This window comes from Streptomyces sparsus (genome assembly GCF_054776295.1).
Map to the genome: position 1 here is coordinate 1 of NZ_BAAHCA010000407.1, position 4,304 is coordinate 4,304.

Sequence of the window (4,304 nt, forward strand, 5' to 3'; positions counted from 1 at the left end):
TCGGGGGGGTCCTCCCGCGTACGTGGTCCGGGTCCGTCGGCCGCGCCGGCCCGGCGCGTGGCGGGGTCCGGCCTCAGCGGGCGGAACGGTCGGACGGGCCGGGGGCGGGCTCCTCGGCGGCGCCCGCCGAGGAGGCGGCCTCGTTGGGTACCGCGCCGCCGAAGCGGCGGGCCCGGGAGGCGTCCTCCAGGCAGGCCCGCCACAGGTCGCGGCGGTCGAAGTCCGGCCACAGCACGTCCTGGAACACCATCTCGGCGTAGGCGCTCTGCCAGATCAGGTAGTTGGAGGTGCGCTGCTCACCGGAGGGCCGCACGAACAGGTCCACGTCCGGCATGTCCGGGTAGTACAGGTACTTGGCGACCGTCTTCTCGGTCACCTTGGACGGGTCGAGGCGCCCGGCCCGCACGTCCTCGGCGATGGCCGCGGCGGCGTCCGCGATCTCCGCCCGGCCGCCGTAGTTGACGCAGAAGTACAGCGTCATCGCGGTGTTGTCCTTGGTCTGCTCCTGGGCGATCTGGAGCTCCTGCACCACGGACTTCCACAGCTTCGGCATCCGGCCCACCCACCGGATCCGGATGCCCAGCGCGTCCATCTCGTCGCGGCGGCGGCGGATCACGTCCCGGTTGAAGTTCATCAGGAAGCGCACCTCGTCCGGTGACCGCTTCCAGTTCTCGGTGGAGAACGCGTACAGCGACAGGTTCTTGACGCCCAGCTCGAGGCAGCCCTTGAGCACGTCGAGGACGACGGCCTCACCCATCTTGTGGCCCTCGGTGCGCGGCAGACCGCGTTCCTTCGCCCAGCGGCCGTTGCCGTCCATCACCACGGCCACGTGGCCGGGCACCAGCTCGGACTGGATGTGCGGCGGTCGGGCACCTGACGGATGCGGCTCGGGCGCCTGGTAGCGGTCGGACCCGCGACGCTGCCGGGACAGCATTCCGCGACCTGCCATGTGTGTCATCTCCAGGGGTGTGCTGCGGAGCTCCGTTCGCCCCCGCCAGGACTGCGGCGGACGACAGCCGAGACTAACGGGTCAGGACTTGTCGACATACCTCAGGGACCGCAGCCCGCGCTCCAGGTGCCAGTGCAGGTAGGCCGAGACCAGGCCGCTGCCCTCGCGGACGTGGCGCGGCTCCGTCGCCTCGGCCGTCGCCCAGTCGCCCGTGAGCAGCGCCCCGAGCAGCCGCAGCGACTCCGGGGACGGCAGCACGCTGCCCGCCACCCGGCAGTCGGCGCAGACCGTGCCCCCCGCGCCGACGGAGAAGAAGCGGTTCGGGCCGGGCAGTCCGCACTTGGCGCAGGCGTCGAAGCTGGGCGCGTACCCGCCGACGGCGAGCGACCGCAGCAGGTAGGCGTCGAGGATCAGGCCCGGCGGGTGCTCGCCGCCGGCCAGCGAGCGCAGACCGCCCACCAGCAGCAGGTACTGCTGCACGTTGGGCTCACCCTCGTGGTCGGTGAACCGTTCCGCCGTCTCCAGCATGGCGGTGCCGGCCGTGTAGCGGGCGTAGTCGCAGACCACTCCCCGACCGAAGGGGGAGATGGTCTCCGTCTGGGTGCACAGCGGCAGCCCCCGGCCGACCAGTTCGCTGCCGCGGGCGAAGAACTGCACGTCGACGTGGGAGAACGGCTCCAGTCGGGCGCCGAACTTCGACTTGGTCCGCCGGACCCCGCGGGCGACCGCGCGGACCCTGCCGTGGCCGCGGGTGAGCAGGGTGATGATGCGGTCGGCCTCCCCCAGCTTCTGGGTGCGCAGCACGATGCCGTCGTCGCGGAACAGGCTCATACCCTCATTCTCGCCCACCCGTCGCCGCCCGCCGGTCCTTCGGTCCCACCACCACCCGGCGGGAAGGGGCACGGCACGGTCGCGCGTGGTGGATCTCGCATGATGGGACGGAACCGCCGCGGTCGGACCGCTCGGCTAGGCTTCTCGGCATCATGCGATACGGGCTGCTTCTCCTTAGCCGCCGCGGCGAGGGCCTGTAGACAAGGCCGACCCCCTCCCCGCGGAGTTCGGTGCTGCCACCGTCGGCCCTCGAAGCCCACTCCGCGACAGGAGCCCCGCCCATGTCCTCCGTATCCTCCCGCAAGCCCGTCGGCCGGCAGACCCCGGTGACCGCCGCCACCGTCTCCCAGCGCCCCTCCGGCATGCCCGTGGACCGGTACGCGCCCTACGAGGCGGTCGAGCTGCCCGACCGGACCTGGCCGGAGCAGCGCATCACCAAGGCGCCACGCTGGCTGTCGACGGACCTGCGGGACGGCAACCAGGCGCTGATCGACCCGATGTCGCCCGCGCGCAAGCGCGAGATGTTCGACCTGCTGGTGTCGATGGGCTACAAGGAGATCGAGGTCGGCTTCCCCTCGTCCGGGCAGACCGACTTCGACTTCGTGCGCTCCATCATCGAAGAGGACGCCATCCCGGACGACGTGACGATCTCGGTACTCACCCAGGCCCGTGAGGAACTGATCGCCCGCACCGTGGAGTCCCTGGTCGGCGCGAAGCGGGCCACCGTCCACCTGTACAACGCGACCGCCCCCGTCTTCCGCCGGGTGGTCTTCCGCGGCAGCCGCGACCAGGTCCGCCAGATCGCCGTCGACGGCACCCGGCTGGTGATGGAGTACGCCGAGAAGCTGCTCGACGACCGCACCGTCTTCGGCTACCAGTACAGCCCGGAGATCTTCACCGACACCGAGCTGGACTTCGCCCTGGAGGTCTGCGAGGCGGTGATGGACGTCTGGCAGCCCGAGGAGGGCCGCGAGATCATCCTGAACCTGCCCGCCACCGTCGAGCGTTCGACCCCCTCCACGCACGCCGACCGCTTCGAGTGGATGTCGCGCAACCTGTCCCGCCGCGAGCACGTCTGCCTGTCGGTGCACCCGCACAACGACCGCGGCACCGCGGTCGCCGCCGCCGAGCTGGCCCTGATGGCCGGCGCGGACCGCATCGAGGGCTGCCTGTTCGGGCAGGGCGAGCGCACCGGCAACGTCGACCTGGTGACGCTGGGCATGAACCTGTTCTCCCAGGGCGTCGACCCGCAGATCGACTTCTCTCGGATCGACGACATCCGCAGGACCGCCGAGTACTGCAACCAGATGGAGGTCCACGCCCGGCACCCCTACGCCGGCGACCTCGTCTACACCTCCTTCTCCGGCTCCCACCAGGACGCCATCAAGAAGGGCTTCGAGGCCATGGACGCCATCGCCGCCGAGCGCGGCGTCGACGTCCGCAAGCTGCCCTGGGAGGTGCCCTACCTGCCGATCGACCCGAAGGACGTGGGCCGCTCCTACGAGGCCGTGATCCGGGTCAACTCCCAGTCCGGCAAGGGCGGCATCGCCTACGTGCTCAAGAGCGACCACAACCTGGACCTGCCCCGGCGCATGCAGATCGAGTTCTCGAAGATCATCCAGGACCGCACCGACACCGCCGGCGGCGAGATCACCCCGGCGCAGATCTGGGACGCCTTCCGGCACGAGTACCTGCCCACCCCCGAGTCCCCCTGGGGCCGGATCGCGCTGCGCACCGCCGCGCAGACCGAGACCGCCGGCGACGGCCACGACACACTGACGGTCGAAGCCGTCATCGACGGCACGGACACCACACTCACCGGCACCGGCAACGGTCCCATCTCCGCCTTCTTCAACGCGCTCGCCGACGCGGGCATCGACGTGCGCCTGCTGGACTACGTCGAGCACACCCTCAGTGAGGGCGCCACCGCCCAGGCCGCCTCCTACATCGAGTGCGCCATCGACGGCAAGGTGCTGTGGGGCATCGGCATCGACCCCAACACCACCCGCGCGTCGATCAAGGCCGTGGTCTCCGCCGTCAACCGCGCGGCCCGCTGACCGCCCTTCCGTCACACCGTCGCCCCGGCCGCCCGCAGGCGGTTCCGGGCGGCGCGGGCCCGGCCCCGGAGCGTCCGTTTCCGGTGCCGGGCCCCAAGCTTGTCCGGTTCGGATGCTGACGCCGGCTCACACCTGTGGCTAACATCACTCGATGCGGCAACGGAGCCGGAGCATTACGGAGGTGCGGCGTGGGCGGACTGCGCTTGACGAGCATGCGTACGGGGTGGACGACGGTGGGTGACGGCGAGTTCTTCTGCCCCACCTGCGGCGGCGACCGCAACTACGAACTGCGCACCGGCCGGCGCCGGCTGGTGGTGCTCGGCCTGCCGGTACTGCCCAGGGGCGCCGCGGAGCCGGTGGTGGCGTGCACCTCCTGCCGCGGCCACTTCCCCACCGCCGCCACCGAGCAGCCCACCACCACCCCGTCCGGGTCGTCCGCGGCGAGCGCCGGGGGCAGCGGGCCGGCG

4 protein-coding genes are annotated in these 4,304 nt (G+C 71.4%); 2 read left to right on the forward strand and 2 right to left on the reverse strand.

Annotation, left to right across the window (positions count from 1 at the left end; all coding sequences use genetic code 11):
• Window positions 1–73 precede the first annotated feature (73 nt).
• On the reverse strand, window positions 74–949 hold the full coding sequence (locus ACYVE9_RS17340; RefSeq protein ID WP_461028782.1) for an isoprenyl transferase: 876 nt from the start codon (window positions 947–949) through the stop codon (window positions 74–76).
• Between the two features lie 81 nt (window positions 950–1,030).
• Window positions 1,031–1,780, reverse strand: a complete 750-nt coding sequence (recO, locus tag ACYVE9_RS17345) for a DNA repair protein RecO (RefSeq protein WP_461028783.1) — start codon at window positions 1,778–1,780, stop codon at window positions 1,031–1,033.
• 281 nt (window positions 1,781–2,061) lie between these two features.
• Here recO and leuA point away from each other — a divergent pair, with 281 nt between their 5' ends.
• Window positions 2,062–3,837 carry a 2-isopropylmalate synthase gene (gene leuA / locus ACYVE9_RS17350; RefSeq protein WP_461028784.1) on the forward strand — a complete coding sequence of 592 codons (1,776 nt, stop codon included), beginning with the start codon at window positions 2,062–2,064 and terminating at the stop codon, window positions 3,835–3,837.
• A 212-nt stretch (window positions 3,838–4,049) separates the two neighbouring features.
• Window positions 4,050–4,304: zinc ribbon domain-containing protein (locus ACYVE9_RS17355; protein WP_461028785.1), on the forward strand; the 255-nt coding region annotated here is incomplete at its 3' end.

Excerpts from the sequence above, each read along its gene's own strand:
- ACYVE9_RS17340 (WP_461028782.1), bottom strand. The coding sequence starts at position 949 with ATGGCAGGTCGCGGAATGCTGTCCCGGCAGCGTCGCGGGTCCGACCGC.
- recO (WP_461028783.1), bottom strand. The coding sequence starts at position 1,780 with ATGAGCCTGTTCCGCGACGACGGCATCGTGCTGCGCACCCAGAAGCTG.
- leuA (WP_461028784.1), top strand. The coding sequence starts at position 2,062 with ATGTCCTCCGTATCCTCCCGCAAGCCCGTCGGCCGGCAGACCCCGGTG.